This is a genomic window from Arthrobacter sp. zg-Y820 (assembly GCF_030142155.1).
GTDB lineage: Bacteria > Actinomycetota > Actinomycetes > Actinomycetales > Micrococcaceae > Arthrobacter_B.
The window spans coordinates 360248-387029 of sequence record NZ_CP126247.1 but is presented as its reverse complement, the minus strand read 5'-3'; the positions used below and the strand labels follow the sequence as shown (position 1 = coordinate 387029).

Sequence of the window (26782 nt, the reverse complement as noted above, 5' to 3'; positions counted from 1 at the left end):
TATCCCCCTTGGCGCGGGGCTACCAGCGGTTGTACGGGCCCGAGGAGCCTCGGCCGGAACCGCCGATGGACGGCTTGACGTCGGCCAGGTAGACGCTGGCCGCGACAAGGCCGGCCAGGGTGAAGGGCAGGAGGGATCCGGGACTGAGCGTGCCCAGTATTCCCACTGCCGCCGCTCCTCCCGTCAGGCCCAGCCAAAAACCCTTGGTGCGCTTGCCGGCGGCGTCGAACGCGGCAGGCTTGCGCCGGACCGCATCGGACAGCGCCCAAAGAGCCATCACCAGCGTGGCCAGGCCCAGGGCTTGGTAGAACAGGGGCTCAAGGAGGAAGACGTAGATCACGGTTTCAGCCTACCGCGCCAGCGCCTGGGACAGGTCCGACCAGAGGTCTTCGGCGTGCTCGATGCCCACCGACAGCCGCAGCAGGTTTTCCGGCACCGACACGGGCTCTGCGGGTTGGCGGCGGCGCCGCTCAATCAGCGACTCCACTCCGCCCAGTGAGGTGGCCGGAAGCCACAGCCGGACGTTTTCCGCCACAGCTTCCGCCGCCGCCGCTCCGCCGGCCACCTCGATGCAGATGATGGATCCGAATCCGTCCATCTGCTTGGCTGCCCGCGCATGGCCGGGGTCGCCCGGCAGCCCGGGGTACCGGACCGCTTCCACCGCTGGATGCTCGAGCAGCCGCTGCGCCAGAATCCCGGCGGTGGCCTGCGAGCGCTCCACCCGAAGTGCCAGGGTCCGCAGCCCCCGCAGCGCCAGCCATACCTCGAACGGGCCGCCCACGGATCCGTGCAGCGAACGGTAGCTGTGCAGGCGGTCGCGCAGCTCTCCGTCGGAGGTGGCCAGCGCTCCGAGCACCACGTCGGAGTGCCCGGCGAGGTACTTCGTGACCGAGTGGAGGACGACGTCGGCACCGAGCTCCAGCGGGCGGGTCACCAGGGGTGTGGAAAAGGTGTTGTCGGCAACCACCACGGCGCCGACGTCGCGGGCGGCCCGGGCCAGCACGTCGATTTCAGCGACCTCCAGCATGGGATTCGTGGGGCTTTCAATCCACAGCATGCTGGCGGGCGCCCCGGCGGCCCCGGCACCGTCCGAACCGTTGAGCGCTGCCACCACCTCGTTGGTGTCCGCGATATCCACGGTGCGGACGGTAAACCGGCCGGTGGCTGCCTCCCCGGCGGCAAGGAGCAGGGAACCCTGATAGCTGTGCCGGGGCATCACCAGGGTTCCGCCCACCGGAACCAGGGAGAGGGCCGCCGCCACCGCCGCGAGTCCCGAGGAGTAGACCAGCGCCGGAAGGGCCGCGCCCTCGAGCTCGGACAGTGCCTCCTCAAACGGATCCCAGGTGGGGTTGGAAAAGCGGCCGTACACACGGTCTCCGGGCGCGGGCGTCCCGGTGCCGTGGAAGGTCGAGGAGAGCACGATCGGCGGGTTGACCGGCGCATCCGGCTCACGCGCCGGACGACCGGCGGAAACTGCGACGGTCTCGCGGGAGAGATTCGCGGAGGAATGGCTTTTCGGCTCAGGACTCATCTGTTCAGCGTAGTGCCCTGCCGAAACGCGGGGCCAATGTGTCGCCGGCCGAACTGGGTAGGCTAGACGGGTGAGTATTTCGAATTCTTCCGCCCGCCGGCCAGGCCTGTTCATTACCTTCGAAGGCGGCGACGGAGCCGGCAAATCGACGCAGGCCGAAAAGCTCACTGCCGCGCTGCAGTCGACCGGCCGGTCCGTGGTCCGCACCCGCGAACCCGGCGGCACCCCGGTGGGCGAGCAACTGCGCTCGCTGGTGCTGGAGCACGGCAACGGCGAGATCGACGCGCGCACCGAGGCCCTGATCTTCGCCGCCTCCCGGGCCGCACACGTGACCCAGGTGATCCGGCCGGCCGTGGAACGCGGAGACGTGGTGGTGTGTGACCGGTTCATCGACAGTTCAGTGGCCTATCAGGGGTCGGGACGTTCCCTGGGCACCGAGGACGTCCGGCAGCTGAACGTCTGGGCCACGGAGGGCTTTGCCCCCGACCTGACCGTGCTGCTCGATGTTGACCCCGGGCAGGGCAGGCTGCGGCGCACCGCAAATCAGGCAACCGAGGACCGGATGGAATCCGAACCCGATGCCTTCCACCTGCGCATCCGCCGCACCTTCCTGGAACAGGCCCAAAACGATCCCGCACGCTACCTGGTGCTCGACGCCGCCCGGCCGGTGGATGACCTGGCCGCCGCCATCCTGGTCCGGGTGCAGGAGCTGTTGCCGTGAGTGTCTGGGATGATCTTCAGGGCCAGGCCCCGGTGGTCGACCAGCTGCGCCGCGGTGCCGCCCAGGCAACCCCCAACCACGCCTGGCTGTTCACCGGCCCGCCGGGTTCCGGCCGGTCCAATGCGGCCCGGGCCTTCGCCGCTGCCCTGTTGTGCGATTCCCCGGATCCGGCGCTGCGCGGCTGCGGAGAGTGCAAGGCCTGCCGCACGGCGATGGCGGGGTCCCATGCCGACGTCACGTCCGTCACGACGGAGAAGGTGACCATCAGCATTGTGGAGGCCCGGGAGCTGGTGCGGAAGGCCCAGGACAAGCCCTCCACCGGCCGCTGGCGCGTCATCATTGTCGAAGACGCCGACCGCATGCAGGAACGCAGCACCAATGTGCTGCTCAAAGCGATCGAAGAGCCGCCGCCCCGCACCATCTGGCTGCTGTGCGCACCCAGCCCGGGCGACGTCCTGGTCACCATCCGCTCGCGCTGCCGTGCAGTGAGCCTGCGCCTGCCTCCCGTGGAGGACGTGGCGGATCTTTTGGTGCGCCGCGACGGCATTGATCCTGATATTGCCCGCGAGGCGGCCCGGGCCGCGCAGAGCCACATCGGCATCGCCAAGCGGCTGGCCACCGACGAGGGCGCCCGCAGCCGGCGCGCATCCATCGTGCGGCTGCCGCTGTCCCTGCGCAACGTCTCCGGCGCCATGAAGGCCGCCGCCGACCTGGTGGCCCTGGCCGAAGCCGAGGCCACCAGTTCCTTCGAGCAGCGCGACGCCGCCGAGAGGGCGTCGCTGCTGGCTTCCCTCGGCGCACCGGAAACCGGCACTGTTCCGCCGTCGATCCGCGGCCAGGTGAAGCGGCTGGAGGAGGACCAGGCGCGACGGGCCAAACGGTCCAAGAACGACTACTTTGACCGGGCGCTGACCGATCTGCTGTCCTTCTACCGGGACGTCCTCATGCTCCAGCTCGGCAGCGGAGCGCAGCTGGTCAACGAATCGCTGCGGCAGGAACTGACCGAGTATGCCTCGCACGGCTCGCCGGAGCAGACCCTGCTGCGCATGGAGGAGATCAACGTGGTCCGGCGGCGTCTGGTCTCCACCAACGTGGCGCCGCTGCTGGCCATCGAGGCCATGGCGGTTAGCCTGTTATAACCGCGCGGATTGGAATGTCCTCCTCGCCGGCACACCAGAAACTCCCATCCCATCAGGAGCAACGATGACCCCAGCCAGCCGCTTTCCCCGTCTCGCGCTGGCTGCAGCGTCCGCCGTCGTCGTCCTCGCGGGCATGACCGCGTGCACCGGAGACAGCGCACCGGACGACAGTGCTGAGCCGGCGCCGTCGACGTCGGCTGCCAGTCCGACCGCCGCTGCGGCGGATGTGATCGGCGACGTTCCCGAAGACCTGCTGCCGTATTACGGCCAGGAGGTCAGCTGGGGAGAGTGCGAAGCCAGTTTCGCCGGCGGGTTCCGCTGCGCCACGGTGGAGGTGCCGATGGACTACTCCGATCCGGACGGGAAGAGCATCGAGCTGGCCGTCATCCTGGCGGAGTCCGACGGCAGCGCGCAGGGAACCGTCCTGCTCAATCCCGGCGGCCCCGGCGGATCAGGCTACGACGTGGTCGCCGAGTCAGTGGACTTCGTGACCTCCGAGCGGCTGCGCGAGAACTTCAACGTCCTGGGCTTCGACCCCCGCGGCGTCGGCCGCTCCACGCCCGTGGAATGCCTGACCGACGCCGAGCTGGACGAGTCCCGCGCCGAGTACCTGGACCCCTCCACCCCGGCAGGCCTGGAGGCCTCCCGGGCCAGCGCGCAGGAGCTGGCCGACAAATGCGCCGAGAACTCCGGCGACCTGCTGGGCTTTGTGGACACGGTCAGTGCCGCCCGGGACATGGACATCCTGCGTGCCGTGGCCGGCGATTCCAAGCTGAACTATCTGGGGTTCTCCTACGGAACGTTCCTGGGCGCGACCTATGCCGAGCTGTTTCCGCAGAATGTCGGGCGCATGGTGCTCGACGGCGGACTCGACCCGGCAGCGAGCAACGAGGACATTACCTTGGGACAGGCCGCGGGCTTCGAAAAGGCCATCCGCGCCTATGTGGAGGACTGCCTGACCTCCGGCGACTGCCCGCTGTCGGGTACGCCGGAGCAGGCCGTCGAGACCATCCGCGCCCTGATCGCCTCCGTCGAGGCGAGCCCGATGACGGCGAAGGACGGGCGGGTGGTCACCGTTTCCACCTTCGTCAGCGGCTTCATCGTGCCGCTGTACAACGACCAGAACTGGCCCGCGCTGACGCAGGCCCTCGAAGCCGCGCTGAAGGGAGATCCCTCCCCCATGCTCCACCTGGCTGATCTCAGTGCCGACCGTGAGGCCGACGGAAGCTACGGCTCCAACACCACCGTGGCGTTCAGCGCCGTGAACTGCCTGGACTATCCGATGACCAGTGACGACGAACAGATGCGTCTGGACGCCAAGGAGCTTCGGGAAGCCTCGCCCACCATCGGCAAGTACCTGGGCTACGGCGGCATCACCTGCGAGGCGTGGCCGGCAGTTCCGGTCAACGAACCGCATGAGATCAAGGCTCCCGGTGCTGCCGACATGCTGGTCATCGGAACCACCGGAGATCCGGCCACTCCCTACGAGTGGTCGGTTGCCCTCGCCGAGCAGCTGGATTCGGCGACCCTGGTCACCTGGGAAGGCGAAGGCCACACCGCGTATGGCCGCGGCGACGAGTGCATCGCTGACACCGTGGACAGCTACTTCATCGACGGCACGGTGCCCGCCGACGACACCGTCTGTTCGTAGGATCAGCGGGGCCGGCGCGGACACCGCGTTTTGACCATCCGCCCCGCGGCATATAAAGTAGTTCCTTGTGGATTCTGGCCGTTAGCGGACAGCTGAAGCCCGCCTCCTTAGCTCAGTTGGTAGAGCGTCTCACTCGTAATGAGAAGGTCGCCAGTTCGATTCTGGCAGGAGGCTCCACAGAAAAAGCCCCTGGAAATTTCATTTCCAGGGGCTTTTTCGTTGCCCGCAGGCGGCCACCCGGCAGGAGGTGCTCGGCCCGGCCCGGGACGAGCACCTCCTGCCGGTTCGCGGGCCCGTCAGGCCGCGCGGGGTCTAGGCGAAGTCGGCAGTAGCCGGATCCGCGCCGTAGCGGGTGCCGTTGTCGAGCGCGTTGATGGCGTCGATGTCCTCATCCGAGAGCTTGAGGTTGAGGGATTCCCAGTTTTCCTGAATCCGGGACTCCGTCACGGACTTGGGGATCACGATGTTGCCCAGCGCCAGGTGCCAGGCGATGACCACCTGGGCCGGGGTGGCGCCGTCGTACTTGGCGGCGATCTCGACCAGCTTCGGGTCTTCCAGCAGGCCCTTGCCGGAGCCCAGCGGGGACCAGGACTCGTGCAGGATGTTGTGCTTGGCCTCGAAGGCGCGCAGTTCGGACTGGTTCAGGTAGGGGTGGGTCTCCACCTGGTTCAGCACGGGAACAACGCCGGTGGCGTCGATGATTTCCTGCAGCGCCTCAACGGTGAAGTTGCAGACGCCGATGGACTTCACACGGCCCTGCTTCTGCAATTCGATCAGGGCCTTCCAGGTGTCCACGTACTTGTTCTGCTTCGGCTGGAGCCAGTGGATCAGATACAGGTCCAGGGTTTCCAGGCCGAGGCGCTCCATCGAGGCGTCGAAGGCCTTCAGGGTTTCTTCGTAGCCCTGGTCGGCGTTCCACACCTTGGTGGTGATGAACATGTCTTCGCGGGGAACCGAGGTGGCGGCGATGGCACGGCCGACGCCGGCTTCGTTGCCGTAGATCTTGGCGGTGTCGATGTGGCGGTAGCCGGCGTCGAACGCCTGCCCCACTACGGTTTCCGCCACCGAATCCTCAACCTGCCACACGCCGTAGCCAAGCTGGGGAATGGTATTGCCGTCGTTGAAAGTCACAAGAGGTGATGTAGTCATTCGCCTATCCTTGCAAACGACCCGCGGAAATCAGCCTTCCGTGACAGCTCTATGCTGGACGCGAAAAAGCACAGACCTTATTCCCGTTTCGGAAACAAGTTTTTAGGATTTCCGCGGCGCCGCGAGGGCAGCCTTCAGGGCGAGTTCGGCCTCCAGGACGTCTTCGGTGACGAGCTGCGCACGCCGGTGCACGTTTTCCAGGCCGGCGGAGGCAAAGCCCCACCGTTCACCCTCCAACCGGGACATGGCCGCTGCTTCGGCCGTGGCCGCCAGCGAGTTGCCGCTGCGGGACAACGCCCGGTGCACAGCGATCAGGGCGCCGGGGATGTCCTGACCGTTGCTGGGCAGGCGCCGCTGGGCAGTGACGCACACGTCGCGGACCCGCGGCAGCAGTTCGGCCAGCCCGTTGGCGATGGTCACCAGCTCGTTGTAGATGGCGTCGTCCTCCACCCCCTCCAGCATTTGGTGGTAGCGGTCCAGGCCGCGGGTGAAGCGGTCGTGGGCGCGTCGCCACACACCGACGCCGAGCTGAGTGTCGTCTTTCCGCCCCTGCCGGGCGGCTGCAAAAAGTGCCATGGGTCCTACAAGTACTGGCCGGGACCGGCATGCGGTTCGGGATGGGCGGAGCCGGAACGGGATTGTGCTGACGAGTCGGCGCGCCGCGGCTCGCCGTTCTCGCCGATGACAATGCCGGGGGCAAGGACGGTGCCGGGCGGCAGCTGGCGCAGCTGCAGCCGGGACGCCATCTGCTGGTTGGCGGTCTGCTGTGCGGCGATGGCGGTTTGGATTCCCCGGAAGAGGCCTTCCAGCCAGCCGACAATCTGCGCCTGGGCAATCCGCAGTTCGGCGTCGGTGGGGACGGTGTCGTCAAGGAACGGGAGATTGACCCGGTGGAGTTCGTCGACCAGTTCGGGGGCGAGGCCGTCCTCGAGTTCCCGCACCGAGCGTGCGTGGATTTCCGCCAGGCGGTTGCGGGCAGCATCATCCAGCGGAGCGTTCCGAACCTCTTCCAGGAGCTGCTTGATCATGGTGCCGATCCGCATGACCTTGGCAGGCTCGTCCACCAGGTCGCGCAGCTTCGCCGGACCCGGACTGTTTTCGCCGCTGCGGGCGGGAATGTCCGATTCCCCGCCGCCCGAGGGGCCGCCGGACCCGCCGGACCCGCCGCTGGAGGCGTAATCCGGTGAACCGTTGCCTGCGGCCCGGCCGACAACCGGCGGGTTGCTGGTGGGCGCCTCGTCGAGACGGCCAACCGAAGTGCCGGCGGGATTTTTGGCGTGTGATGAATCTGCGGAACCGGGCGCAGGCGCCATATCCGGCCGGTCGGCGGATCCGTTCTCTTCAGTCATGCATTAATGCTCTCACGGTTGCGGTTGGTTGCCGGTGGCACGTCGGCTTTCCAGCCCGGCCTTCCGCTATTTTGCTGCATTCCCCGTCCGTGCCCGGGCCGCCGGCAACAAAACGACATGCTCCCGAGGTTCGCACCGCACGAACGACGACGGCGGCACCCGGGCAGGTGCCGCCGTCGTCGTTCGTGCTTGCCCGGCGTCCCGGGGGCGCTAGCAGCAGCGGCCCTCGGGGTTGGAGTCCTGGCGGTCCATTTTGTCCTTCCAGAATTCCCGCTCGCTCAGCAGCGGCGCGCTGCAGGCGGAGGATTCGTGGAAGGCGACGTACTTGCCGTAGGCGTCCTCGCCCATGACATCGCGGAAGAACCGCACAAAGCCGCGCAGCCCGTCCTTGACGCCCGCCGTGCTCACGGGTGCGCCTTTTTCACCGGTTTGCGGTCCGCGGGCAGCGCGTCCCACTGCGTCTGGATCTCCTTCTCGGCCGGCGTGGCCAGGAATCCCGCGGGGGCGAACGTGCGCGAGGCGACCGCCGGATCTTCGGCGCTTGGAGAACCGCCGGAGCGGTAGGAGCGGATGCTCGCGATCACCGCGGTGATGATCACGATGATCGCGAGCGTCACGAACACGATGGACAGCGTGCCCTGAATGAGGGTGTTCCGGACAACGGCGTCCATCGCCTCGACGGTTTTGGCGGTGCCGAAGCTGGTTTCGCCGCGCTCCAAGGCGCCCTTGAAGGCATTGTGCTGGGCCCAGTATCCGACAGCCGGTACGGGAGAGAAGATCTTGTACATGGAGGCGGTGATGGTCACCACCGAGGCGAAGGCCAACGGCAGCACCACGATCCAGATGTACTTGAAGACGTTCTTCTTGGCCAGGATCGCCAGGCAGATGGCGAGCGCAATCGCGGCCAGCAGCTGGTTGGCGATGCCGAACAGCGGGAACAGGGTGTTGATCCCGCCCAGCGGGTCCGTGACCCCCATGATCAGGATCGACCCCCAACCTCCGACCATGACGGCCGTACAGATCCAGGCCCCGGTCCGCCAGGAGGTGTCGCGGAACTTCGGAATGAAGTTGCCGATGGAATCCTGCAGCATGAAGCGGGCCACGCGGGTGCCGGCGTCCACGGCGGTGAGGATGAACAGGGCCTCGAACATGATGGCGAAGTGGTACCAGAACGCCATCATCGAGGAGCCGCCGATCAGGCTCTGCATGATCTGGGCCAGGCCCACGGCAAGGGTGGGCGCGCCGCCGGTCCGCGACACGATGGATTCCTCGCCCACGTTCGCTGCCATATTGGTGAGCATGTCCGGCGTCAGGTTCACGCCGGCCAGCCCCAGGCTGTTGACGAACGCGACGGCGCCCTCCACGGTTCCGCCGGTGGCTGCGGCCGAGGAGTTCATTGCGAAGTAGATGCCGCGGTCGATGGAGATGGCCGCCACCAGGGCCATGATGGCCACAAAGGACTCCATCAGCATGCCGCCGTAGCCAATGAAGCGGGTCTGGCGTTCCTTCTCGATCATCTTGGGCGTGGTGCCGGAGGAGATCAGCGCGTGGAAGCCGGACAGGGCGCCGCAGGCGATCGTCACGAACAGGAACGGGAACAGCGGGCCGGCCACGACCGGGCCGTTGTCGGCGGACGCGAACTCGCTGATCGCCGGAACGGTGATTTCCGGGCGCACGATAATGATCGCAACGGCCAGCATCACGATGGTCCCCACCTTCATGAAGGTGGAAAGGTAGTCGCGCGGGGCCAGCAGCAGCCAGACCGGCAGGACCGCGGCGATGAAGCCGTAAATGATGATGCCCCAGGCGATGACTGTCTTGTCCAGGGTCAGGAAGTCACCCAGTGCGGTGTCGGCGATGACGCCGCCGCCGATGATGGCCAGCAGCAGCAGGACAAAGCCGATGATCGACACTTCCGTGACCTTGCCGGGCCGCAGGAAGCGCAGGTAGACGCCCATGAACAGGGCAATGGGAATGGTCATGCCCACGGAGAACACGCCCCACGGGCTTTCGGCCAGGGCGTTCACGACGACCAGCGCCAGGATGGCCACGATGATGATCATGATGGTCAGCGTCGCGATCAGGGCGGCAGTGCCGCCCACCCGGCCCAGCTCCTCACGGGCCATCTGCCCCAGGGACCGTCCGCCGCGGCGCATGGAGAAGAACATGACCAGGTAGTCCTGGACGGCGCCGGCGAACACGACGCCGATGATGATCCAGATGGTGCCGGGAAGGTAGCCCATCTGGGCGGCAAGGACCGGTCCGACCAGCGGACCGGCACCGGCGATGGCGGCAAAGTGGTGCCCGTACAGGACCCGGCGGTCGGTGGCGGCGTAGTCCTTGCCGTCGGCCTTGTACTCGGCGGGAGTGGCGCGCCGGTCGTTGGGCCGCAGGAGCTTTCGCTCAATGAACTTGGAATAGAAGCGGTACGCGATGAAGTAGGTGCAGACAGCCGCAAAGACAAACCAGATGGCATTGACGGTTTCTCCGCGGACCAGGGCCAGCATGTACCAACTGACCCCGCCCAGCAGGGCAATGCCTGCCCAGATGGCGATCTTCAGCGGGGTCCAGTGGCGGTCTTCGGCTTCCGCGGTCTCCGGATCCACGGCAACCGGCGGAAGATCGGGATCCTGCACCAGGACGTCGCTGTCCTCGGGCTGTCCGGGGGCGGCCCGGCGCCGGCGATTCTCACTCATAAGGAGTTCCCTTTGTTTGGGGTAACGACTCGGAAAGACCGGCAGTGGAACCGGTCGGGAGGCAGAACAGACCGCACTCTTGCCACGAGGTTAGCAGTGCGCGTGTGATGCGCCCCATGCGACGGGCCGGTCAGGTCGTCAGGAGGATCTTGCCCGTGTGATGGCCGGAATCAAAGTACTCGTGGGCGGCACCGGCGTCCGCGAGCGGGAAGGTGCGGTCCACCAGCGGGCGGATCGTGCCCGCTTCCACCAGCGGCCACACGTACTTGCGGACCGCCTGCATGATGGCGGCCTTTTCCTCCGCCGGACGCGCCCGCAGCGTGGTGCCGATGACCGCCAACCGCTTGCGCATCACCAGGTTGAGATCGATTTCAGCCTTGGTGCCGCCCTGCAGGCCGATAATGACCAGCCGGCCGGACACGGCCAGGGCTTCAAGGTTGCGCTGCAGATACTTCGCGCCGATGACATCCAGGATGACGTCGGCTCCCCGCCCGTCGGTGGCTTCGCGGACCCGGGCCACGAAGTCCTCCTCCTTGTAGTTGATGAGCACCTGCGCACCGAGCGACCGGGCCAGTTCCAGCTTTTCGTCCGAGCCTGCCGTCACCATCGGCACGGCGCCGAACGCGGCCACCATCTGGATGGCCATCGTGCCGATGCCGCCGGTTCCGCCGTGGATCAGGACGTGGTCGCCCTCCGTAACCCCGGCGGCCATGAACAGGTTGGAGAAGACGGTGGCAGCGGTTTCGGGCAGGGACGCTGCGGTAACCAGGTCCACGCCAGCCGGCACGGGCAGGACCTGGCCGGCCGGAACGTTGACCTGCTCGGCGTATCCGCCGCCCGTCAGCAGGGCGACGACGTCGGCCCCCACGGAGAGCCCCTCCACCCCGGAGCCGATCGCGGCGATCCGGCCGGACACCTCCAGGCCGGGATACTCCGATCCGCCGGCGGGGACCGGATAGTGGCCCTTCCGCTGCAGCACGTCCGCCCGGTTGAGTCCCGCGGCAGCCACGTCAATGAGCACTTCCCCGGGTCCTGGCACCGGCACCGGCACGTCCTGCACCTGCAGGGTGTCCGGGCCGCCGGGCGTAGTGATGACAACTGCTCTCATTCTGTCCTCCACGGGGTTGATCAGATTTTGGTGAATTGCACCTTTCTGCCAGACTACTAGTGGGGAAGGTTGTCCGAGCGGCCGATGGAGCTGGTCTTGAAAACCAGTGTGCGGTAACCCCGTACCAAGGGTTCGAATCCCTTACCTTCCGCAAATTGGCGAAATCCGGCAGTATTATCCGGTTTTGCCGCAAGAGAATATGCATTTCGTCCGGACCGTTTGGTCCGTGCAATCTGCCCCTGAGAGCGCATCACTTCCCTGAAGTGATGCGCTCTTTTTGCGTTTCCGCTGCTCCTCGGCCCCACCCCCGGCACATCCCGGCCACCAAACGGTCACCCATTCGTAACCTGCGCCACATAGTATTACCAGCGTCACTCGCGTTACCCCCTCGCCGCCGCTGCACGGCGGCCATTACCGTCAGCTGGGACCAGCTGACCAAGGAGCATGAGGCATGAGACCTTTCACCTGGAAGGCGGCCCTGGGAGCAACCCTCTCGGCTGGCCTGCTGGCGGCACCAATGACGGCGCTGCCGGCCTATGCGGAAGACGGCGGCGCAGCCGTTCCCGGCATCGTCATCAACGAGGCGTACCTGAGCGGCGGCAGCGCCAACGCCCCGTTCACCAACAAGTTCGTTGAGCTGTACAACCCCACCGGCACCGACGTCAGCCTTGACGGCTGGTCCCTGCAGTACCGCTCCGCGGGGTCGACGGCGGCGCCCACCGGAATTGGAGCCCTCGCCGGAACCATCCCGGCCGGGGGCTACTATCTGATTTCCGGAGCCTCCAACGGCGCCTTCGGCGCACCGCTGCCGGCCGCCGATGCCACCGTCGGGGCCAGCTTCAGCGGGTCGGGCGGCACCCTCGTCCTGTCCAGCCAGGCAACCCGGGTGGATCCGCTGCCCGCCGGGTCCGTCACCGGCACCGCCGGCGTCGTGGACCTGCTCGGCTACGGCACATCCAACACCTTCGAAACCGCAGCCGCAGCAGCACCGGCCGGCAACGCCGACCCCAAGTCCCTGAACCGCACCGGATTCACTGACTCCAACAACAACGCCGCTGACTTCACGCTCAGCGCCAACGTCACGCCCACGGGCACCGGCAGCCCGGCTCCCGGCGAGCCGGATCCCACCCCCACGCCCACTCCGGAACCCTCACCGACCACACCGGCGAACCCGCCCGGAGACGCAATTCCAATCGCCGCGATCCAAGGGCCCGGCGAGGCCAGCCCGCTGATCGGGCAAACCGTCACCACCCGGGGCAAGGTCACCGGCGTCTATCCCACCGGCGGCTTCAACGGTTACTACCTGCAGACCCCGGGCACCGGCGGCACGCTCGACCCGGCCGGCCACACGGCGTCGGACGGCATCTTCGTATACTCGGCGGACACGGTTGGATCCGTGGCAGCCGGCGACTACGTGGAAGTCACCGGCAGCGTCGGCGAGTACTTCGGCCTGACCCAGCTCACGGTCGCCGCCGGAAACCTGACCCGGCTCGATGAGCCCGCCGAGGAGGTCAAGGCCGCCAGCGTGACCTGGCCCGCCAACGAGGTCGAACGCGAAGCCCTGGAAGGAATGCTCCTGGCTCCGCAGGGCAGCTTTACCGTCACCGACAACTATTCCCTGAACCAGTACGCGGAAATCGGGCTGGCTGCCGGGACCTCGCCGCTGGTCCAGCCCACCGCGGTGGCCGCCGTCGGCACCCCGGAACACGCCGCCGTCGTCGCCGACAACGCGGCACGCGCCGTGAAGCTCGACGACGGCGCCAGCACCAACTTCCTGAGCGCTGCGAACCAGGGCATCCCCCTGCCCTACCTGACCCCGGAGAACCCGGTGCGGATCGGGGCCGCGGCCGCCTTCACCACCGGCGTGATCCTGGACTTCCGCAACAGTGCCTGGAAGTTCCAGCCGCTCACCGCCCTCACCGCGGCCAACGCTGCCGAGGCGACACCGGCGTCGTTCGAAGCCACCCGCACGGCCGCCCCGGAAAGCGTCGGCGGAAACCTGAAACTCGCCTCCTTCAACGTGTTGAACTACTTCAGCACCACCGGCGACACTCTCGCGGGCTGCACCTACTACACCGACCGCGCCGGCGCCCCGCTGACCGTGCGCGGCGGCTGCGACGCCCGCGGCGCCGCCAACGCCGAGAACCTCGACCGCCAGCAGGCCAAGATCGTTGCCGCGATCAACGCCCTGGGCGCCGACGTCGTCTCGCTGATGGAGGTGGAAAATTCGGCAGCGTTCGGCAAGGACCGCGACGAGGCGCTGGCTCACCTGACGGCCGCCCTGAACGAACAGGCGCCCGGCACCTGGGATTACGTCCGCTCCCCCGCCGCGCTGCCCGACGCCGAAGACGTCATCCGCACCGCGTTCATCTTCCGCACGGCCACCGCCGAACCGGTGGGCGAGTCCGTCATCCTCAACGATGAAGCCATCTTCTCCAACGCCCGCGAGCCGCTGGCCCAGGCCTTCAAGCCCGCCGGCGGTTCGGACAGCGAAACCCTCCTGGCCATCAGCAACCACTTCAAGTCCAAGGGCTCAGCTCCGGACTCGGGCGAGAACGCTGACACCGGGCAGGGCGGCTGGAACGCTGACCGCGTCCGCCAGGCCCAGGCGCTGGTCAGCTTCGCAGACACCGCGTCCGAGACCGCAGGCACCGAAAAGGTCTTCCTGCTCGGGGACTTCAACTCCTACGCCGCCGAAGACCCGATGAGGGTCCTCGCCGACGCCGGCTACGTGAACCTGGGCAAGGCCACCGGCAAGCACTCCTACGCGTTCAGCGGTTTGGTCGGCTCGCTCGACCACGTCCTGGCCTCCGGGGAGGCGGCAGAGGCCGTCACCGGAGCCGACATCTGGAACATCAACTCAGTGGAGTCGTTGGCGCTGGAATACAGCCGCTTCAACACCAACGTCACCAACTACTACGCGCCGGACCCCTACCGGTCCTCGGACCACGATCCGATCCTCGTCGGCTTGGATCTGAGCCCGGCAGGAGCGGAAACCGAAGAGCTGAACCTGCTGAACATCAACGACTTCCACGGCAGGATCGACGACAATACCGTGAACTTCGCCGGAACCGTTGAGCAGCTCAAGGCCGCCGCACCCGAGGGCAGTTCGCTGTTCCTCTCCGCCGGCGACAACATCGGAGCATCCCTGTTCGCGTCTTCCGTCCAGCAGGACAAGCCCACGCTGGATGTCCTGAACGCTCTGGAATTGCAGGCGTCTGCGGTGGGCAACCACGAGTTCGACGCCGGCTTCGCGGACCTTACGGACCGCGTTGCTGCGGCCGCCGATTTCCCGTACCTCGGCGCCAACGTCTACCTCAAGGGCACCACCACTCCCGCCCTGGACGAATACACGATCCTGGACGTGAACGGTGTGTCGGTTGCCGTGATCGGTGCCATCACCGAGGAAACCCCCACGCTGGTCAGCCCCGGCGGCATCGCCGACCTGGACTTTGGTGATCCGGTCGAGGCCGTCAACCGGGTGGCCGAGCAGCTTCAGGCCGCCGGCCTGGCCGACGTCATCGTCGCCGAATACCACGAGGGTGCCGGCAGCGGCAGCCTCGAGGAGTCCACGCTGGAGCAGGAACTGGCCGCCGGCGGAACCTTTGCCGAGATCGTCAACGGCACGAGTGCGCTGGTCGACGCCATCTACACCGGCCACACCCACAAGCAGTATGCCTGGGACGCACCCGTTCCCGGCGGCGACGGCAAAACCCGTCCCGTGCTGCAGACCGGGTCTTACGGCGAGTTCATCGGCCAGATCAACCTGGATTACAACCCGGCCACCGATGAGGTGGTGTCCTACACGGCCACCAACGTTCCGCGGACCACGGAAAGCGCAGCGTCCCTCGTGTCCGCCTATCCCGCGGTGGCCGAGGTGAAGTCAATCGTTGACACGGCGCTGGCCTACTCCGCCGAGGTCGGCAACGAGCCGGTGGGTTCGGTGACCGCGGACATTACGACGGCGTTTACCGGCACCACCCGCGATGACCGCAGCGCCGAATCCACGCTGGGCAACCTCGTAGCCGATTCCCTGCTCAGCACCCTGTCCACGGCCGACCGGGGCGGTGCCGAAATCGGCGTCACCAATCCCGGCGGGCTGCGGGCCGAACTGTACTACGGCGACGACGGCGTGATCACCTACGCCGAGGCCAACGCGGTGCTGCCGTTCGTCAACAACCTCTGGACCACCACGCTCACCGGGGCCCAGCTGAAAACCATGCTCGAACAGCAGTGGCAGCCCGCGGGCAGTTCGCGGCCGTTCCTGGCATTGGGTTTGTCGGACAACATCACCTACACGTTCGACCCGGCGCAGGCTGCGGGGTCCCGGATCTCCACGGTAACCGTCAACGGTGAAGCCCTGGATCCGACCCGGGCCTACCGGGTGGGCACGTTCAGCTTCCTGGCTCAGGGCGGCGACAATTTCACGGTCTTCAACGAAGGCACCGACACCCGTGACTCCGGGCTCGTCGACCGTGACGCGTGGATCAGTTACATCGAGGCCAACAGCCCGCTCTCACCTGACTTCGCCCGCCAGGGCGTTGTGGTGCAGGGCGCTCCGGCCGCCGCAGCTCCGGGTGCGGCCGTATCATTCACCGTGTCCGGTCTGGATCTGACCTCACTGGGAAGCCCGGTGAACACCGGGCTGGCCGTCAGCTGGGTGGATGCGGCCGGAACGGCGACGCCCCTGGGCACCTCTGCCGTGACCGCCGGAACCGCGTCGGTCAACGTCACCGTCCCGGCATCGGCTGCGGCTTCGGGCCGGCTGGTCCTCACGGCCGATTCCTCGGGCACCACAGTGACCCTGCCGGTCACGGTGGAGGCGCCAACCACGCCGCCGGCTCCGGTGTGCACCGCCCCGGTGCCGCCGAAGAACTGGTGGGATGTCCGGGGCTGGCTGCGCTACACCCTGGAATGGGCCCGGTACCTGGTCTGCCTCAGCGGCCGGTAACTCCGGTTCGACACTAAGACCGGCGCCGCCGGGAGCCTCGCTCCCGGCGGCGCCGGTCTTTCAGTAACCTGCCGGCTTCCGGCTTCTAATCGCGGGGATCCGGATCGTTGGGCTTTTCGCTGCCCATGTCGGCAGCACCGAACATCTTCACAACCGGGTTGCTCGTCTCTTTGTTGGCCCGCGGCTGCAGTTCCGGGTGATGCAGGTCCAGCGCCGGGCGCTCGGACCGGATGCGCGGCAGCGAGGTGAAGTTGTGGCGCGGCGGCGGGCAGGACGTGGCCCATTCCAGCGAGCAGCCGAAGCCCCAGGGATCGTCCACTTCAACTCGGCGGCCGCGCCGCCAGGTGATGTACACGTTCCAGAAGAACGGAACCAGGGAGACGCCCAGGAGCATCGAGGCGATGGTGGACAGCTGGTTCATGCCCGTGAAGTTGTCCTCCACCAGATAATCGGCGTACCGCCGCGGCATGCCGGAGACACCCAGCCAGTGCTGGATCATGAAGGTTCCGTGGAAGCCGAGGAACAGCATCCAGAAGTGGATCTTGCCCAGCCGCTCGTTGAGCATCTTGCCCGTGAACTTCGGCCACCAGAAATAGAAGCCGGCGAACATGGCGAAGACCACGGTTCCGAAGACCACGTAGTGGAAGTGGGCCACCACGAAGTAGGTGTCGGAGACCTGGTAGTCCAGCGGCGGCGAGGCCAGGATGATGCCGGTCAGTCCGCCGAAAAGGAACGTGATGAGGAACCCGATGGCCCAGAGCATGGGGGTCTCAAAGGTAATGGATCCCCGCCACATGGTGCCGATCCAATTGAAGAACTTCACCCCGGTTGGAACAGCAATCAGCATGGTCATGAGGGCGAAGAAGGACTGCATGACGGCGCCGGTGACGTACATGTGGTGGGCCCACACGGTCACGGAGAGAGCCGCAATGGCCAGGGTGGCAAACACCAGCCCCTTGTACCCGAAGATCGGTTTCCGGCTGAAGACCGGCAGCACCTCGGAAATGATGCCGAAGAACGGCAGCGCGATGATGTAGACCTCCGGATGGCCGAAGAACCAGAACAGGTGCTGCCAGAGGATGGATCCGCCGCGCTCCGGGTTGAAGATGTCCGCGCCGAAGCGCCGGTCCGCTCCAAGGGCGAACAGCGCCGCGGCCAGGGGCGGGAAGGCCATCAGGATCAGGATGGCAGTGACCAGGGTGTTCCAGGTGAAGATGGGCATCCGCCACATCGTCATTCCCGGGGCCCGCAGGCAAATGATCGTGGTGACAAAGTTGACCGCGCCAAGAATCGTTCCAAAACCGGACAGGGCCAGGCCGAAAACCCAGAGGTCGCCTCCCACCCCCGGCGAGAACGTTGTATTGGACAACGGCGCGTAGGCCGTCCACCCGAACGACGCCGCGCCCTGCGGAGTGATGAAGCCGGCAACCGCAATGGTGCTGCCGAAGAGGAAAAACCAGAAAGCCAGGGCATTCAGCCTCGCGAACGCGACATCCGGAGCGCCGATCTGCAGCGGCATGATGACGTTCGCGAATCCGGCGAACAGCGGCGTTGCAAACATCAGGAGCATGATCGTGCCGTGCATGGTGAACAGCTGGTTGTACTGCTCCTTCGTCTGCAGGATCTGCATCCCCGGTTCGAAGAGTTCGGCGCGGATGATCAGCGCCATGACTCCGCCCACGCAGAAGAACACGAACGACGCGGTCAGATACATGTAGCCGATCGTCTTGTGGTCCGTCGAGGTGATCCAGTTGACGACAATCCGGCCCTTGGACAGCGGCACCACGCGCGGGGGTACGTACGTTCCGGATTCGTCTGCGGAGTACTTGAGCGTCGACATTGGATGCCATCCCTTGGGTACATCGGCCAGGACATGGTGCTGCCGGAAGCGGAGCCGCCGTGTCTTGTATCGTAGGTCTCCTCTTTCTCCGCCGTCCAGAGGGTTTGGGTTGACCGCGAAGGGCCGCGGGGAATGAATCAGCACGGAGACCGGTTGAACCCGGGACAAACGCCTAGATTTCATCAAGGAGAAGCACATGACAACGCAGGCTGAAACGACGCACCCGGATCTTACGGACTGGATCCCGGCGCAGCAGTACATTGCCGGCCAGTGGCGGGACGGCAGTTCCGAGAAGGTTCTGACCGATACCAGCCCGTTTGACGGCTCCGAGCTGATGAGCATCCGCCAGGCCTCCCGCGAGGACCTGGACGAGGCGTACACCGCCGCAGCCGCAGCTCAGCAGGAGTGGGCGGCCCGGACGCCCTCGGCCCGCCGTGCGGTCCTTGAACGTGCCGCCGAGATTTTCGATGAGCGCCGCGAGGAGATCCTCGCCTGGCTCGCCGCCGAATCCGGCAGCACCGTGGTCAAGGCCAACATCGAAGTCGATTCGGCCCGTGCCATCACCAAGGAATCGGCCACGTTCCCGCACCGCGTGTCCGGTAAAATCCTGGACTCCGACACTCCGGGCAAGGAGTCCCGCGTCTACCGCGGACCGCTCGGCGTCGTGGGTGTCATCAGCCCCTGGAACTTCCCGCTGCACCTTTCCCAGCGCTCCGTGGCCCCGGCGCTGGCACTGGGCAACGCCGTCGTCCTCAAGCCCGCTTCCGACACCCCCGTCACCGGCGGCCTGATGATTGCCCGGATCTTCGAGGAGGCAGGCCTTCCCGCCGGTGTCCTGAGCGTTGTCGTGGGCGCCGGATCTGAAATCGGTGACGCCTTTGTGGAGCATCCGGTTCCCGGCTTCATCTCCTTCACCGGCTCCACCCCGGTGGGCAAGAACCTAGGCGCGCTGGCCGCCAGCGGCCCCACGCTGAAGCATGTGGCCCTGGAGCTCGGCGGCAACAGTCCGTTCGTGGTCCTCGCCGATGCGGATGTGGATCAGGCCGTCAAGGCAGCCATCATGGGCAAGTTCCTGCATCAGGGACAGATCTGCATGGCGGTGAACCGGATCATCGTCGAAGACGCCGTCTACGATGAATTCGTGGAGAAGTTTGCGGCCCACGCCACGACGCTGAAGTCCGGCGATCCCCGCGATCCGCAGAATGCGGTGGGCCCGATCATCAATGCCAAGCAGCTCGAAGGCCTGCAGAAGAAGATCGAGCTGGCCCGGGAGCAGGGCGCGCGCCTGCTCGTCGAGGGTGAAGTCAACGGCCAGGTTCTTTCGCCGTACGTCTTCGCCGACGTCACCAAGGACATGGAGCTCTTCCAGGAAGAGATCTTCGGTCCGATCGCCGGCATTACCCGCGCGGCCGACGCCGAGGATGCACTGTCGCTGGCCAACGCCAGCGATCTGGGGCTCTCCAGCTCGGTCTTCACCTCCGATCTGGACCGCGGCGTGCTCTTCGCCCGCAGCATCAAGGCCGGCATGACGCACGTCAACGACATCCCGGTCCAGGATGAAGCACACGTGCCCTTCGGCGGCGAGAAGAATTCGGGCCTGGGCCGCTTCAACGGTGACTGGGCGATTGCCGAATTCACCACCGACCACACGGTCACGCTGCAGCGCGAAGCCCGGCAGTACCCGTTCTAACTCAACATCAATGCACGACGGCGGCCCGCACCTTTTCGGTGCGGGCCGCCGTCGTGCATTGGAAGTGCGGTAAATCGGAAGGCTAGTTGCCGAACCGGGCGACGAGGCGCCCGAGGATCTGGTTGTTCTTGAGCCGCTCAAGGCCCGCATCGATCTGGTCGAACGGAATTTCCTCGTATCCGGGCTGGATCTCGCCGCGGAGCATCAGGTCGAAGACCTCCTCAATGTCGGCCACGGTGCCGCCGAGGGAGCCCTCAATGGACTTGCCCAGGATGGTGTTGGTGGCCACTGTGAAGGTGGGCTTGCCGAGGCCCACCTGGACCACCTTGCCGCCGCGCTTAATGGCGTTGACGGCCTTCTGCGTGGTATCAAAGCCGGCATAGTCCACGATGAGGTCGAAGGTTCCTCCGGCCCGCGGATTCGCGGCATCCACCCACTCTGCGGCGTCCTTGACGCAGGAGACGGCGCCTACCTCCAGGGCGTTCGCCCAGGCTTCTTCCTTCATTTCAGCCACGTGCACCTCGGCGCCGGCCAACACCGCGGCGCGGGCACCGATCTGCCCGAGGCCGCCGAACCCGATCACGCCGACCTTCATGCCCTTGGCGGCGCGGCCGACCTTGATCATGGCGTGATAGGACGTCATTCCCGCGTCGGTTGCCAGGGCGGCCAGGGAGAGGTCCAATCCGTCGGGAACCCGGGCCAGGTCGCGGTAGTCCGCCGCGAGTTTGTCGGCAAAGCCGCCGGGAGTGAACATGCCGGCCGGGGGCTGGATGCCCGAGGAGCACACTCCCACGACGTCGCCCACCTTGAAGCCGGTGACCTCGGATCCGAGCGCGGTAATGACGCCGGCGTTTTCGTGGCCCTGCGTCATCGGCAGGAACGGCATGGCGGAGTCCCCGACCTCCATGTACATCAGGTCGGAATGGCACAAGCCCGCCGCCTGAACGTCGAGGATGACCTGAGTGGGACCCGGAACCGGCTCCGGAACTTCGTTGAGCTGAATCGGCTTGCGATCCCCCACATACTGCCAAGCTTTCACGGAAGGCTTCCTCTCTTGACGGATCGAGGGGCACCAGGTCCCTGCGCGCGCCTTTCTGTCGGCACAGCTCGTGCGAGCATCCTCTGCCACCAGTTTAGGTCTGGGCCGGCGGGCACCCGTTCCCACCCGCGCCGGCATCTGGAAGGATGCGGACCGGGAGGCTGCCGGGCGGCAGCATTTCGTTCCACGCAGGTTTTGTTCCACGCAGGTTTTGTTCCACGCACCTAAGGAAAAACGCATGAAGGCAAACAGGCAGCGGACCGTGGAGACCGACGGCGCCCGGCTGGCCGTGTTCGAGTACGGCCAGCCGGCGGCACCGGCGACCCCCACCGTCCTGCTGGTTCACGGCTATCCCGATGACCACACGGTGTTTGCCGGCGTCATCGAGGATCTGGCCGCTGACCACCGGGTGATCGCCTACGACACCCGCAACGCCGGGGCATCCCGGCTGACCAAGGAATTCCGCGGGGGGACCGGCACGGGGCCGGAGGAGATCGCGGCCGGCAGCCCGCTGGCTCCCTACCGCCTCCCGGTGCTCGTCGCGGACCTCTGCGCCGTGTTGGCGGACGCCGGCGGGCCGGTTCATTTGGTCGGCCATGACTGGGGTTCCATCCAATGCTGGGCAGCGGTTCGTGATGCCCGTGCCGCGGGCCGGGTCCTCAGCTTCACCAGCATTTCCGGGCCGGACCTCGGACATCTGCGCCGCTGGTTTCGGCAGTGCCTCCGCAGTCCGCGCCGCTGGCTTCTCGCCGTCGGGCAGGCCCTGCGAAGCTCGTACGTCGCCTTTTTCCAGCTCCCCGTGCTGCCTGAACTGCTCTGCCGCCGGCTCGGGCCGCAGTACGCCCGGCGGGCGGGAACCAGCGCCGAAGCAGCAACCGGCAATGCGGTCCGCGGCCTCCAGCTTTACCGCGCCAACCTTCTTGGTTCCGGCGTTTCCGCGCGGGAGCCGCTGCCTCCCGTCGAGGTTCCGGTGCATGTGCTGGTGCCGCTGCATGATCCGTTCCTGTCGCCGCGGTTGACGGACGGTCTTGCGGCGGAGGTCCCGGACCTGCGGATCAGCGCCGTGGACGGCGGACACTGGTGGCCCGCCGAGAACAGCGCCGCGTTTTGCCGGATGCTCCGGCAGCTCACCGGCTCGTAGGGCCCGCGCCGGGATCCTAGGGGTGAGGCAGAGCCTGGGCGTTCGCCAGCGGCTGCTTTCCTGCGGTGCTTCCGGCTCCCGCGCCGCCGCGGGCGGCCGAGGCCAGCAGGGCGTCAGCGATGTCGGCGGCATCCCGCAGGGTCCGCGCACCGGCCCGGGCGGGAGATCCGGCCTCGGCAGCGATCGCGGTGCCCCACTGCACCGACGAGAGCTGCAGCCCCAGCACGTACAGGTCCTGCTGCGGTTCGCCGCTGATGCCCACCGGCCGGTACGGCGGCAGGGTGACGTCAAGCCCCGGAGTCACCACCGCGGTGCCGTCCCCGGCCATCATCACCTTGGGCCGGACCAGGCCGGAGTGCAGCATTCCACCGAGCAGCGGAGAAATGTTCCGGTCCACGCGGTTGGCCGGCATCATGGCTTCGACCAGGGTGCGGGCCGCGTATTCGGTGCCCGACCACGGTGAAACCCCGGTGAAGACACCGCGCGCTTCATCCACGTCAAAGCGCGGGTCGGGGCCCACGAAGTGCACGATGCCGGCCCGCACCAGGGCGGCCAGCTGTTCGATCCGCTCGGGCGGCGGCCCGCTGGCCAGCCCCTCCACGAGCGGCTCAAACCAGCCGCGCAGCTCGGTGAGCCAGGACGCTTCGGCGAGTCCGCCGTCGGCCACTATCGCTTTCAGCACCGTGCGCCCGGCGTTGAGCGCGCCGATCATCATTTTCAGCGGATCGTCCTCACCCGCGTCGGAGCCGGCGGCGTCGTCCTCCAGGTACGCGAGGACCGCGTCGTCGAGCTCACGGGCCCCGCGGTACGGGCGCCGGCCCAGCGGCTGGGCCAGGGCTTCAAGATTGGTGCGCCGGGCGGCGGGAACACAGCGGCCCAGGACCTCTTCCTTGGCTGCGTCCCAGTCCGGACCGGGGAGGTCCAGCGCGGCTCGCAGCTCGTCGAGGAAGGCCGACGCCGGCGTCAGCAGTTCGTCAGCGGCCACCCGGGCCAGCGTCGAGTAGTAGGCCCAGACGGCGTCGCGGTGCAGCAGGGGCCACAGATCATGGTCAAAGCCGGGCAAAATGCCCTGCTCCCGAAAAGCGGCTGCAGTTTCTTCGGTGAAGTAGCGCAGCTTGACGCCGCGCGGCACGTAGGACTCCAGCCGGGCCTTTGCCCGGTACGGAGTGCCCCGGCGTGAGGCCGCCACCAGGACGGGCTCGCGTCCGCTGGGCTCGTACCGCAGGGCGCGGCCGGCGGGTTCTCCGCTGGGCACAAAGCGGCCGCCGCGGCCGGAGGTCACCTGAATCATGATGTCGAAAAAATTGAGCCCGAGGCCGCGCACCAGCACCGGCTCGCCGGCCGGAAGCACTGAGAGGTCCACGTCGGAAGGCACGGCCGGGGGCAGGTACCGCAGGTTGTGGCGGTCGGCGGCGTCACGCAGCCGGTCCTGGTCGGCGCTCAGCGCGGCAGGCAGATGACCCAGGGCGAGGACGACGGCGTCAGCGGCCAAGGTGCCTTCCCCGGCGACCTCCACCGACCAGCCCGAACCCGGTTCCGGACGGGCGAGGCTGAGAACTTCGGCGCGCACATGCACCAGCCGCACCCCTGCGGCCGAGGCCGCCTCCCGGAGACGGGCGTAGGTCCACTCCAAATAGCGTCCGTAGACGGCCCGGCTGGCAAACGCGCCGGGGGTCAGCCCGGCAAGTTCTTCCCGATCCGCTGCCGGCAGGTCCGCGCCGGCGTCCGATTCAGTCATCCGGATCCGCCACTGCTCGAAAGACAGCCCGGTCGGTGATGCCGCCAGCTCGGCGGCCGTGGCGCCGGCCGGAACGACGGTGGGGAAAAGGGCGGGGGTGTTCATCAGGAACAGCCGGGACTGTCCGGTGCGCCAGACATGGCCGGGGCCGGGGTTGAACGGATCAAGGACGGTGATGGTCAGTGCCGGCCTGGCGTCGGGGGCAAGGGCCAGATAGCCGGCCAGCGTGCGCTCCACGACAGAGATTCCCCGCGGACCCGCCCCGATCACGGCCACGTGGAAGCTCTGCGTATTCGTCATGCTTCTAGAGTATCCGGCCCGTATGGACTGAACGGTCGGAGCCTGGCCGGGACGGCGCCCGGAGAGGAAGTTCGCGGCAGCCAAAGCCCGCGCTGCCCTGTTGTCCCCTCGCAGGATTGCGTAGCCTGCAGAGAGTTCTGCCCTACGCCTCGATTGAAGGAAGAACCCCCATGTCCCCCTCCCAGGAAGCGGTGGATCTGTTGCACGAGATTGCGGCGGTGCTGCGGGACGACGGGCCGATAGCGGTGGGAACCATGTTCCGAAGCCCCGGGCTGCGGTCCGGGAAGAAAATCGTGGCCTTCCTCGGCTCCGGTGACGTTCTGCTGGTTAAGCTCCCCCGCACGCGGGCCGCGGCCCTGGTGGCGGAAGGCTCCGCCGAACCCGTCACCATGGGCAGCCGCACCATGCGGGAATGGGTCGAAATCCCGACACAGACGGACCCCGACGCCACGCGCACCGCGTGGACGGACTATGCCCGGGAAGCATTCAGCTTCGTGCGCGGCACCGCCTGACGCACCTTTTCCCAGCCGCAGGGGAACCGCGCGGGGGAAGCGCGCAGGGAACCCGCAATCGACCGGCCTCCCCCGGCCGCCGCCCTAGGATGGGCACATGACTTCCTCGACTTCCGACCTGCCCGCCGGCCCCTATGCAGACGACGAGTTCCTCTGGCTGGAGGACATCTACGGGCACAAGCAGCTGGACTGGGTCCGCGCCGAGAACAAGGTCACCGAGGACCTGCTGGCCGAGACCGGCTTCGAGCAGACCGAAAAGCGCCTGCTCGAGGTCCTGGACTCCACCGACCGCATTCCCATGGCGGCCAAGCGGGGCGGGCAGTACTACAATTTCTGGCGCGACGCCGAGCATCCCAAGGGCCTGTGGCGCCGCACCACCTGGGAGAGCTACCTCTCCGACGACCCGCAGTGGGAAATCCTGCTGGACCTGGACGAGCTCAGCCGCACCGAGGGCATCGAGTGGGTCTGGGGCGGCTCCGCGTTCCTTCGTCCGGCCGACGGCGTGTCCTACCGGCGGGCCCTGGTGGTCCTCTCCCCCGACGGCGGCGACGCCGCCCGCTACCGGGAGTTCGACGTCGTCGAGCGCGCCTTTGTGCCCGGCGGCTTTGACATTCCAGCGGCGAAAAACCGGATCAGCTGGGCCGGGCCGGACGAGCTGTACGTTGGCACGGATTTCGGTCCCGGCTCCATGACGACATCCTCCTATCCGCGCACCAGCAGGATCCTGCGCCGCGGCATGCTGCTGGCGGACGCCGCACCGTATTTCGAGGTCCCCGAAGACCACATGATGGCAGTGGTGGCGCGCGACCAGACGCCGGGCTTTGAACGTGACATCGCCGTGGACATCGTGGACTTTTACAACAGCTCCACGTTCCTGCGCTCCAACGATTCGTGGGTCCGCTTGGACGTTCCGCTGGACATGAATGTGGACATCCACCGGCAGTGGCTGGTGCTGCGCCCCCGCACCGATTGGGAACTCAACGGCACCGTGCATGCTGCCGGATCCCTGCTCGCCGCGGATCTGGACGCGTTCCTGGCCGGCAGCCGGGAGCTGGCGACGCTCTTCACCCCGGACCCCGCGACCTCGCTGCAGTCCTGGAGCTGGACCCGCGACCAGCTGCTGCTGAACCTGCTGCGGGATGTCTCGTCCGAGATTTCGGTGCTGGATCCGGCCGGCGGCTGGACGTCCACGGTCCTGGATGCCTGCCCGCCCCTGCATACCGTGGACGCCTATGCCGTGGATGACGAGGACGAGGAGTCCGGCAACGACTACTGGCTCATCAGCACCGGCTTCCTGACGCCGTCCACGCTGTCCCGCGGAACCCTGGGGAGCTCCTCCGGCGGGGGCGCCGCAGTGGTGAAGGAGTCGCCGTCGTTCTTTGACGCGTCCTCCTGCACCGTGGAGCAGCACTTTGCCGTGTCCGCCGACGGCACCCGGGTGCCCTACTTCCAGGTGGGACCGAAGGACCTGGTGCTCGACGGCGGCAATCCCACGCTGCTGAACGGTTACGGCGGCTTCGAGCAGGCGCTGACCCCGACCTACAGCGGAGTGGTGGGCCGCGGCTGGCTGGAGCGGAGCTTTACCGACGACGGCGGGGCGCAGCGTTCGGGGGTGTACGTGCTTGCCAACATTCGCGGCGGCGGGGAATACGGACCCGACTGGCACCGGGCTGCGCTGCAGGAAAACCGGCACCGGGCCTATGAAGATTTCGCCGCAGTGGCGCAGGACCTGACGGACCGCGGAGTCACGTCACGGCAGCACCTGGGCTGCACCGGCCGCAGCAACGGCGGACTGCTGGTCGGCAACATGCTCACCACCTATCCGCACCTGTTCGGCGCCGTGTCCTGCGGGGTGCCCCTGCTGGACATGCGCCGCTACACCAAGCTGTCCGCCGGTTACTCGTGGATTGCCGAATACGGCGATCCTGACGACCCGCAGCAGTGGGAATTCGTGCGGACCTTCTCGCCGTACCACCTGCTGAAGGCGGATGCCGATTATCCGCCCACGCTGATTTGGACGGCCACCAGCGATGACCGCGTCGGCCCGGTCCAGGCGCGGAAGATGGCAGCGCGGATGAAGGCTCTGGGCGTGGAGAACGTCTGGTTCCATGAGGCGCTGGAGGGCGGACATGCCGGAGCATCGGACAACCGCCAGGCCGCCCGGATGTACGCCATGTCCTACGAGTTTCTCTGGGAAGCGCTGACCGGGCGGCTGAAGTAACGTCGT

Annotated in this window: 19 protein-coding genes and 2 tRNA genes; 10 read left to right on the top strand and 11 right to left on the bottom strand. The window is 67.1% G+C overall.

Annotation, left to right across the window (positions count from 1 at the left end; all coding sequences use genetic code 11):
• Positions 1–19: 19 nt before the first annotated feature.
• Both QNO08_RS01825 and QNO08_RS01820 read right to left on the bottom strand, forming a co-directional pair.
• Positions 20–340: a DUF2516 family protein gene (locus QNO08_RS01825; RefSeq protein ID WP_229968034.1), complete on the bottom strand. Its 321-nt coding sequence runs from the start codon at positions 338–340 to the stop codon at positions 20–22.
• A gap of 9 nt (positions 341–349) precedes the next feature.
• Entirely contained in the window at positions 350–1531 is a 1182-nt protein-coding gene (locus QNO08_RS01820; protein WP_229968033.1) for a trans-sulfuration enzyme family protein, read from the bottom strand.
• Between the two features lie 76 nt (positions 1532–1607).
• On the opposite strand from QNO08_RS01820, the gene tmk reads away from it, so the two are divergent.
• From tmk to QNO08_RS01800, 4 genes are all read left to right on the top strand, one after another.
• Entirely contained in the window at positions 1608–2252 is a 645-nt protein-coding gene (tmk, locus tag QNO08_RS01815; RefSeq protein WP_229968066.1) for a dTMP kinase, read from the top strand.
• On the top strand, positions 2249–3391 hold the full coding sequence (locus QNO08_RS01810) for a DNA polymerase III subunit delta' (protein WP_229968031.1): 1143 nt from the start codon (positions 2249–2251) through the stop codon (positions 3389–3391). The genes tmk and QNO08_RS01810 overlap by 4 nt, the downstream gene beginning before the upstream one ends.
• A 64-nt stretch (positions 3392–3455) precedes the next feature.
• Complete coding sequence (locus tag QNO08_RS01805) at positions 3456–5042, top strand: alpha/beta hydrolase (RefSeq protein ID WP_229968029.1); 1587 nt, start codon at positions 3456–3458, stop codon at positions 5040–5042.
• Positions 5043–5143: 101 nt separating this feature from the next.
• Positions 5144–5219 (top strand) — tRNA-Thr (locus QNO08_RS01800).
• 135 nt (positions 5220–5354) lie between these two features.
• On the opposite strand, the gene QNO08_RS01795 is transcribed toward QNO08_RS01800, so the two are convergent.
• From QNO08_RS01795 to QNO08_RS01770, 6 genes are all read right to left on the bottom strand, one after another.
• Positions 5355–6191: an aldo/keto reductase gene (locus QNO08_RS01795; RefSeq protein WP_229968027.1), complete on the bottom strand. Its 837-nt coding sequence runs from the start codon at positions 6189–6191 to the stop codon at positions 5355–5357.
• Between the two features lie 102 nt (positions 6192–6293).
• A complete protein-coding gene (locus tag QNO08_RS01790) occupies positions 6294–6767 on the bottom strand; it encodes a hypothetical protein (RefSeq protein ID WP_229968025.1) in 474 nt (157 codons plus the stop codon).
• Between the two features lie 5 nt (positions 6768–6772).
• On the bottom strand, positions 6773–7540 hold the full coding sequence (locus QNO08_RS01785; RefSeq protein ID WP_229968023.1) for a bacterial proteasome activator family protein: 768 nt from the start codon (positions 7538–7540) through the stop codon (positions 6773–6775).
• Positions 7541–7750: 210 nt separating this feature from the next.
• Positions 7751–7948: a YbdD/YjiX family protein gene (locus QNO08_RS01780; protein WP_284016125.1), complete on the bottom strand. Its 198-nt coding sequence runs from the start codon at positions 7946–7948 to the stop codon at positions 7751–7753.
• Complete coding sequence (locus QNO08_RS01775; protein ID WP_229968021.1) at positions 7945–10236, bottom strand: carbon starvation CstA family protein; 2292 nt, start codon at positions 10234–10236, stop codon at positions 7945–7947. Before QNO08_RS01775 ends, QNO08_RS01780 begins: the two co-directional genes overlap by 4 nt.
• 130 nt (positions 10237–10366) lie before the next feature.
• A complete protein-coding gene (locus QNO08_RS01770) occupies positions 10367–11344 on the bottom strand; it encodes an NAD(P)H-quinone oxidoreductase (protein ID WP_229968019.1) in 978 nt (325 codons plus the stop codon).
• Positions 11345–11407: 63 nt separating this feature from the next.
• Between QNO08_RS01770 and QNO08_RS01765 the strand changes: the two genes are divergently transcribed.
• A tRNA-Ser gene (locus tag QNO08_RS01765) sits at positions 11408–11495 on the top strand.
• A 300-nt stretch (positions 11496–11795) separates the two neighbouring features.
• A complete protein-coding gene (locus QNO08_RS01760; RefSeq protein WP_229968017.1) occupies positions 11796–16295 on the top strand; it encodes an ExeM/NucH family extracellular endonuclease in 4500 nt (1499 codons plus the stop codon).
• 85 nt (positions 16296–16380) lie between these two features.
• On the opposite strand, the gene ctaD is transcribed toward QNO08_RS01760, so the two are convergent.
• Positions 16381–18135, bottom strand: a complete 1755-nt coding sequence (ctaD, locus tag QNO08_RS01755) for an aa3-type cytochrome oxidase subunit I (protein WP_229968015.1) — start codon at positions 18133–18135, stop codon at positions 16381–16383.
• A 196-nt stretch (positions 18136–18331) separates the two neighbouring features.
• Between ctaD and QNO08_RS01750 the strand changes: the two genes are divergently transcribed.
• Positions 18332–19825 (top strand): aldehyde dehydrogenase family protein, encoded by a 1494-nt coding sequence (locus tag QNO08_RS01750; RefSeq protein WP_229968012.1) that lies wholly within the window; start codon positions 18332–18334, stop codon positions 19823–19825.
• An 82-nt stretch (positions 19826–19907) separates the two neighbouring features.
• Here the strand turns inward: QNO08_RS01750 and QNO08_RS01745 are convergent, their stop codons facing one another.
• A complete protein-coding gene (locus tag QNO08_RS01745) occupies positions 19908–20864 on the bottom strand; it encodes a zinc-binding dehydrogenase (protein ID WP_229967990.1) in 957 nt (318 codons plus the stop codon).
• A 238-nt stretch (positions 20865–21102) separates the two neighbouring features.
• Here QNO08_RS01745 and QNO08_RS01740 point away from each other — a divergent pair, with 238 nt between their 5' ends.
• Positions 21103–22005, top strand: a complete 903-nt coding sequence (locus tag QNO08_RS01740) for an alpha/beta fold hydrolase (protein ID WP_229967988.1) — start codon at positions 21103–21105, stop codon at positions 22003–22005.
• Between the two features lie 16 nt (positions 22006–22021).
• On the opposite strand, the gene QNO08_RS01735 is transcribed toward QNO08_RS01740, so the two are convergent.
• The gene (locus QNO08_RS01735; protein ID WP_229967986.1) at positions 22022–24043 is read right to left on the bottom strand and encodes an FAD/NAD(P)-binding protein; all 2022 of its coding nucleotides are present in this window, start codon (positions 24041–24043) and stop codon (positions 22022–22024) included.
• Positions 24044–24213: 170 nt separating this feature from the next.
• Here QNO08_RS01735 and QNO08_RS01730 point away from each other — a divergent pair, with 170 nt between their 5' ends.
• Both QNO08_RS01730 and QNO08_RS01725 read left to right on the top strand, forming a co-directional pair.
• The gene (locus tag QNO08_RS01730; protein ID WP_229967985.1) at positions 24214–24555 is read left to right on the top strand and encodes a hypothetical protein; all 342 of its coding nucleotides are present in this window, start codon (positions 24214–24216) and stop codon (positions 24553–24555) included.
• A 97-nt stretch (positions 24556–24652) separates the two neighbouring features.
• Positions 24653–26776: a prolyl oligopeptidase family serine peptidase gene (locus QNO08_RS01725; RefSeq protein ID WP_229967983.1), complete on the top strand. Its 2124-nt coding sequence runs from the start codon at positions 24653–24655 to the stop codon at positions 26774–26776.
• Positions 26777–26782: the final 6 nt, after the last annotated feature.

Excerpts from the sequence above, each read along its gene's own strand:
- QNO08_RS01820 (WP_229968033.1), bottom strand. The coding sequence starts at position 1,531 with ATGAGTCCTGAGCCGAAAAGCCATTCCTCCGCGAATCTCTCCCGCGAG.
- QNO08_RS01805 (WP_229968029.1), top strand. The coding sequence starts at position 3,456 with ATGACCCCAGCCAGCCGCTTTCCCCGTCTCGCGCTGGCTGCAGCGTCC.
- QNO08_RS01795 (WP_229968027.1), bottom strand. The coding sequence starts at position 6,191 with ATGACTACATCACCTCTTGTGACTTTCAACGACGGCAATACCATTCCC.
- QNO08_RS01790 (WP_229968025.1), bottom strand. The coding sequence starts at position 6,767 with ATGGCACTTTTTGCAGCCGCCCGGCAGGGGCGGAAAGACGACACTCAG.
- QNO08_RS01785 (WP_229968023.1), bottom strand. The coding sequence starts at position 7,540 with ATGACTGAAGAGAACGGATCCGCCGACCGGCCGGATATGGCGCCTGCG.
- QNO08_RS01775 (WP_229968021.1), bottom strand. The coding sequence starts at position 10,236 with ATGAGTGAGAATCGCCGGCGCCGGGCCGCCCCCGGACAGCCCGAGGAC.
- QNO08_RS01770 (WP_229968019.1), bottom strand. The coding sequence starts at position 11,344 with ATGAGAGCAGTTGTCATCACTACGCCCGGCGGCCCGGACACCCTGCAG.
- QNO08_RS01760 (WP_229968017.1), top strand. The coding sequence starts at position 11,796 with ATGAGACCTTTCACCTGGAAGGCGGCCCTGGGAGCAACCCTCTCGGCT.
- ctaD (WP_229968015.1), bottom strand. The coding sequence starts at position 18,135 with ATGTCGACGCTCAAGTACTCCGCAGACGAATCCGGAACGTACGTACCC.
- QNO08_RS01750 (WP_229968012.1), top strand. The coding sequence starts at position 18,332 with ATGACAACGCAGGCTGAAACGACGCACCCGGATCTTACGGACTGGATC.
- QNO08_RS01740 (WP_229967988.1), top strand. The coding sequence starts at position 21,103 with ATGAAGGCAAACAGGCAGCGGACCGTGGAGACCGACGGCGCCCGGCTG.
- QNO08_RS01735 (WP_229967986.1), bottom strand. The coding sequence starts at position 24,043 with ATGACGAATACGCAGAGCTTCCACGTGGCCGTGATCGGGGCGGGTCCG.
- QNO08_RS01730 (WP_229967985.1), top strand. The coding sequence starts at position 24,214 with ATGTCCCCCTCCCAGGAAGCGGTGGATCTGTTGCACGAGATTGCGGCG.
- QNO08_RS01725 (WP_229967983.1), top strand. The coding sequence starts at position 24,653 with ATGACTTCCTCGACTTCCGACCTGCCCGCCGGCCCCTATGCAGACGAC.